Here is a 5,377-nt window from a genome sequence, read left to right as displayed (position 1 = left end):
ACGTGCGCCACGCCGGGAGCGTCGCTCGGGTCGGACCGTCCTGAATCCGGTGGACCCGAGGTCGATCCGGATGACTCGGGTCGCCGCGTCCCCCAGCAGTTCGCCGACCTCTACCACGTCCCACACCGCCGCGCCGAGCTTCGGCAGCGACGGCGCGACCACGGCAAGCTCTTCAACCGCCGAATCGCCTTTGAGAGCGAGCATCCGGCCGCCACGTCGCAGCAGCGGAAGACACCAGCCGACGAGCCGGTCGAGGGGAGCGACCGCGCGCGCGGTGACCACGTCCGCGCCCATCCGTCCAGCCCACTCCTCGGCCCGGCCGCGGAGCACTTCCGCGTTGTCCAGATCGAGGGCATCGAGGCACTCGTCCAGGAACACCGTCCGCCGAAGCAAGGGTTCGAGCAGAGTCACCCGCAGATCGGCTCGCGTCGCGGCGAGCACGATGCCCGGCAGCCCGGCTCCAGAGCCCACGTCCACGACATGCGAGCCCTCGGGGATCAGCTCCGCGACCGCCGCACAGTTCAACAGGTGGCGCTCCCAGAGCCGATCGACCTCGCGCGGTCCGAGCAGCCCGCGCTCCACCCCCGGCCCGGCCAGCAATTCGCCGTACCGCAAGACGAGCGGCAGAGCGGAACCGAACAGTGCGACGGCCGCCTCGGGGGGAGCCGGCAGGCTTGCATCGAGCATCGCCATTCCCAGGTTTCACGTGGAACCATCAAGCAGCGGGCGCTGCGTATCGGAACCATCTTGGCAAAGAAACGGCCCCGTCTCGTGCGAGACGGGGCCACGGTGAATCAGGTTGCAATGAACCGGAACGGCTCATGGGCTCACACCGGCAAGATGACCACCCGGCGGTTGGGCTCCTCACCCTCGGACTCGCTGCGCAGTCCGGCTGCGGCCACCGCGTCGTGCACCATCTTGCGCTCGAAGGGACTCATCGGCGCCAGCTTCACCGCCTGGCCGGTCTGCTTCACCTTCTTCGCCGTCTCGACGCCCAGCCGCTCCAGCTCCGCCCGCCGGGCCGCGCGGTGCCCGCCGACGTCGAGCATCAGCCGGGTGCGCTCCCCGGTCTCCCGGGCCACCGCCAACCGGGTCAGCTCCTGCAACGCCTCAAGCACCTCGCCGCTCGACCCGATCAGCTGGTCCAGCCCGGAGCCGACGATCGAGACCGCCGCACGGTCGCCCTCGACGTCCATGTCGATGTCGCCATCGAGATCCGCGATGTCGAGCAGCCCCTCAAGGTAGTCGGCAGCGATCTCGCCCTCTTCCTCCAGCCGGGACAGCTCGTCCTGCTCCTGCTCCTTCTCTTGCTGTGCGGAATCCGCCTGCGCCGCCTCGACGGCCGAATCCGTCACCGTGCACTCCCTACATTCTCCTGGCCCCGCGTTGCCGGGCCCTGCCTCGGGGGATCCCCGCGAAAAGCTATTTCTTCCGCCCACTGCGCGTGGTCCGCACCGGCTGACTGCGCTGCTGCTTGGGCCGGGCGTCCTCGATCTGCGTCGCCCCGGCCGCCGCGCCGGTCGCCACCTTCGTGGCGCTGCCGTTCGCCGTCGTCCTGGCACCAGCACTCTTCGAGCCCACGCGATTGGCGGCCGGGCTCGGGACGTCCACAGTCGCGTCGACCGGCGCACCGCTCTTCGCGGCCTTCTTCGCCGCCTTGGCGGCCTCCCGGATCAGGTGCGCCTCGTGCGCCTTCGAGCCGGGCAGCGGGCTGTTGTGCAGCACGTAGAACTGCTGGCCCATGGTCCAGAAGTTCGTCGTCAACAGGTAGATGAGTACGCCGACCGGGGCGATGAAGCAGAAGAACGCCATCATGACCGGCATGACGTAGAGCATCATCTTCTGCTGCTGGACCATCGGGTTGTCCGGCGCGCTGTTCTTCATGATCATCTGCCACTGCGTGATGAACTGCGTCACCACGTAGATCACGGTCATCGCGATGATCACGCCCCGCACGGTGCCCGTGTTGGCGCCGAGCAGCTGCTTGGCCGGGGTGTTGAAGTGGGCCGAGATCGGCGCGCCGAAGATGTGCGCCTGTTTGGCGCTGGCGACCAGTTCCTTCGACATGAAGTACAGGCTCGTGCCGTTGGCGACGTTGTAGAGCAGCCGGTAGAGCGCGGTGAAGAACGGCATCTGCACCAGCAGCGGCAGGCAGCTGGCGAACGGGTTGGTCCCGTGCTCCTTGTAGAGGGCCATCATCTCCCGCTGCTGGCGGCCCTGGATCTCGCGCTTCTTGACCGGGTCGAGCCTGGCCCGCTCCAGCTCCTTCTTGTACTTCTCCTGGAGCTTCTTCATCTCGGGCTGCACGACCTGCATCGCCCGCATCGACTTGATCTGCTTGACGAACAGCGGGATCAGCGCGGCGCGGATGACCAGGGTCATACAGACGATGGACAGGCCCCAGGCCCAGCCGCTGTTCGGGATGAAGACCGCGCCGAAAAGCTTATGGAACTGTACGATTACCCAACTGACGCCCCAGATCAGCGGACTCAGTAGCTGGTCATACCACTGCACGGTCAGGCTCCTCGGCTCGACTCAAACCCACGAAAACCTCATACGGAACGGCGCGCCGAAGCAGCGTTCCCATCCACGTCCACATCCACTATCCGCCATTGGCCGTGTGGAGGCACCGGGTCGACGCCTCCAGCACTCCACGGATTGCACCGCAGGACCCGCCAGGTCGTCAGGATCGTGCCCTTGACAGACCCGTGGACCGAGATGGCCTCGTACCCATAGTGCGAGCAGCTCGGGTAATACCGGCACACCGGCCCGAGCATCTTCGAGATGGTCAGCTGGTAGAGCCGGATCAAACCCATCAACAGATATTTCATCGAGACCGTCCGAGGCGGCTGAGTGCGGAGTCCAGGTCACGCGCCAGTTCGCTAGTGGCGGCTCCGGCCGCCGGCGGCAGCGCCCGCACCACCAGCACCGCGCCGTCGGGCAGCGAGCCGAGCCGGTCCGCCACCAGGTGCCGCAGCCTGCGCTTGACCCGGTTGCGGGTCACCGCGGTGCCGACCGCCTTGCTCACGACGAAGCCCGCACGGGCTGGCCCCGTACGGGCTTCGGCAACACTCGACTCGACCGCGTCGCGGTCCGCCGGCCACAGGTGCGCGACCAGGGTGGCCCGCCCGGCCCGGCGCCCGCCGCGGATCGCGCGGGCGAACTCGTCGCCCCGCTTCACACGGCGGTCTGCGGGCAGCACCTGAACTAGGCAGTCAGGTTGCGTCGGCCCTTGGACCGGCGCGAGGAGACGATGGCCCGGCCCGCGCGCGTGCGCATGCGCAGCCGGAAGCCGTGGGTCTTGGCACGACGCCGGTTGTTCGGCTGGAAGGTGCGCTTGCTCACTGGGGGCTCCAGACAGATGCTGATTCGGTCCTCGGGGTCGGGATGTCCAGTACGGCGCCATGTGGAGCGTCTGCTGCTCCGGGAGCCTGTGGCGTCCGCGCAAAACGTCCTGACCACAGGCATGGCACAACGCCAGTCGACATCTTCGACCTGTTTACGGTACGCGGCGGATCGCCGATGGGTCAAACCGCCCCCGCCCGAGTCAACCGTCGTCCCACACCCGGCGTCGGACGCGTAATCCAGCACCCCCGGCGGATGATCCACCGCGCATCGCCCTTTAGGCACAGCCTGTGGACAACAAGTTGAACCGAATGCCCCGGATGGCTACCGTCATCCGAGTCGCTATTGCCGGTCGAGTCGCCCGAATCCAGGTCTGCACCATGTCTGAGCTGCGCGCTTTGCGGTCGCGGCAGATGAGGGCGGGCCGCCTGGGCAGGCTTGGGGGAAACACCGGCGATCCCGCTGTGCATGACGCCAGGTTTTCCACAGGACTTGTGGAAAACTTGTGGACGGGCGCGACCCCTGCCCAAACCCGACCGTGAGTGGTAGCCGTGCCTGACGAGACTCCCAGTTCCGCCACCGCAGAACGCCCCCCCGGCGACTTCGCCTCGGTGTGGGACGCCTTCCTGGCCCGGATCGACGCCGCCGACTCGATCAGCCCGGGGGACCGCGCCTTCCTCGGCGTGATCGTGCCGATGGCCCTGGTCGGGGACACAGCCTTGCTCAGCGTGGGCGACGAGTTCTCCAAGGGGGTCCTGGAGACCAAGCTGCGCGACTTGATCACCTCCGGGCTCGGCCGGATCCTCGGCCAGGAGATCCGCATCGCGGTGACCGTGGCCGCGGCCAAGCCGCTGCCCACCCATACCGCGCCGCGGCTGCCGTTCGCACCGTCGCCGGGCCTGGGGGAGAGACTGCCGGGCCTGGACGGGATGATCGAGTCAGGTCAGCCCCAGGCTCCGATCCCACCACCGACCCGCAGCCCCGAGTTCGTCGACGACAGCCGTGACGCCGGCCTTCTCGTCGGTACGCCGGGGTCCGCCGTGCCAGGGCGCCCCGACGGCGTACCACACGGACGGCAGTCCGGGTCCGCTCCGGTCAGGGACAGCGAGCCCCCCCGGCTCAACCCCAAGTACCTGTTCGAGACCTTCGTCATCGGCTCCAGCAACCGGTTCGCCCACGCGGCGGCGGTCGCCGTGGCCGAGGCGCCGGCAAAGGCGTACAACCCGCTGTTCATCTATGGGGACTCCGGCCTCGGCAAGACGCACCTGCTGCACGCGATCGGGCACTACACCCGCTCGCTGTATCCGGGCACGAAGGTGCGTTACGTCAGCACCGAGGAGTTCACCAACGACTTCATCAACGCGATCCGCGATGGCAAGCAGGACCTGCTGCGGCGCCGCTACCGCGACATCGACATCCTGATGATCGACGACATCCAGTTCCTGGAGAACAAGGAGGGCACCCAGGAGGAGTTCTTCCACACCTTCAACGCCCTTCACAACTCCAACAAGCAGATCGTCATCTCCAGCGACCGGCCGCCCAAGCAGCTGACCACCCTGGAGGACCGGCTGCGCTCCCGCTTCGAGTGGGGCCTGATCACCGATGTGCAGCCGCCCGAACTGGAGACCCGCATCGCGATCCTGCGCAAGAAGGCCGCGCAAGAGGGCCTGAACGCGCCGCCCGAAGTGCTGGAGTTCATCGCGAGCAAGATCTCCACCAACATCCGCGAGCTCGAAGGCGCGCTGATCCGGGTCACCGCGTTCGCCTCGCTCAACCGCGCGCCGGTGGACTTCCCGCTCGCCGAGGCGGTGCTGCGCGACCTGATCCCGGACACCGGCGGCTCGGAGATCACCACGGCCACCATCATGGCGCAGACCGCCGCCTACTTCGGGCTGTCCATGGAAGACCTCTGCGGCACCTCGCGAAGCCGGGTGCTGGTGACAGCGAGGCAGATCGCGATGTACCTGTGCCGCGAGCTGACCGACCTGTCGTTGCCGAAGATCGGGCAGCAGTTCGGCGGCCGCGACCACAC

Annotated in this window: 7 protein-coding genes; 1 reads left to right on the top strand and 6 read right to left on the bottom strand. The window is 67.8% G+C overall.

Annotated features, from left to right (window positions below; all coding sequences use genetic code 11):
• The 6 genes from rsmG to rpmH all read right to left on the bottom strand — a co-directional run.
• A partial coding sequence (gene rsmG, locus VGS97_RS06875) for a 16S rRNA (guanine(527)-N(7))-methyltransferase RsmG (RefSeq protein ID WP_326852394.1) occupies nt 1-687 on the bottom strand: 687 nt, incomplete at its 3' end.
• A gap of 140 nt (nt 688-827) precedes the next feature.
• The gene (locus VGS97_RS06870; protein ID WP_326852393.1) at nt 828-1,355 is read right to left on the bottom strand and encodes a protein jag; all 528 of its coding nucleotides are present in this window, start codon (nt 1,353-1,355) and stop codon (nt 828-830) included.
• 67 nt (nt 1,356-1,422) lie between these two features.
• Nucleotides 1,423-2,514 carry a membrane protein insertase YidC gene (yidC, locus tag VGS97_RS06865; protein ID WP_326852392.1) on the bottom strand — a complete coding sequence of 364 codons (1,092 nt, stop codon included), beginning with the start codon at nt 2,512-2,514 and terminating at the stop codon, nt 1,423-1,425.
• A gap of 38 nt (nt 2,515-2,552) precedes the next feature.
• Complete coding sequence (gene yidD, locus VGS97_RS06860; RefSeq protein ID WP_326852391.1) at nt 2,553-2,831, bottom strand: membrane protein insertion efficiency factor YidD; 279 nt, start codon at nt 2,829-2,831, stop codon at nt 2,553-2,555.
• Nucleotides 2,828-3,202 (bottom strand): ribonuclease P protein component, encoded by a 375-nt coding sequence (gene rnpA, locus VGS97_RS06855; RefSeq protein WP_349262011.1) that lies wholly within the window; start codon nt 3,200-3,202, stop codon nt 2,828-2,830. The genes yidD and rnpA overlap by 4 nt, the downstream gene beginning before the upstream one ends.
• Before the next feature lie 5 nt (nt 3,203-3,207).
• Entirely contained in the window at nt 3,208-3,345 is a 138-nt protein-coding gene (rpmH, locus tag VGS97_RS06850; RefSeq protein ID WP_326852389.1) for a 50S ribosomal protein L34, read from the bottom strand.
• A 611-nt stretch (nt 3,346-3,956) separates the two neighbouring features.
• On the opposite strand from rpmH, the gene dnaA reads away from it, so the two are divergent.
• A partial coding sequence (gene dnaA / locus VGS97_RS06845) for a chromosomal replication initiator protein DnaA (protein WP_414641655.1) occupies nt 3,957-5,377 on the top strand: 1,421 nt, incomplete at its 3' end.

The sequence above is a fragment of the Actinocrinis sp. genome (assembly GCF_035946395.1).
GTDB lineage: Bacteria > Actinomycetota > Actinomycetes > Streptomycetales > Catenulisporaceae > Actinocrinis.
Note: the sequence above shows the minus strand (reverse complement) of the source record. Positions and strands in the feature narration are given on the sequence as shown.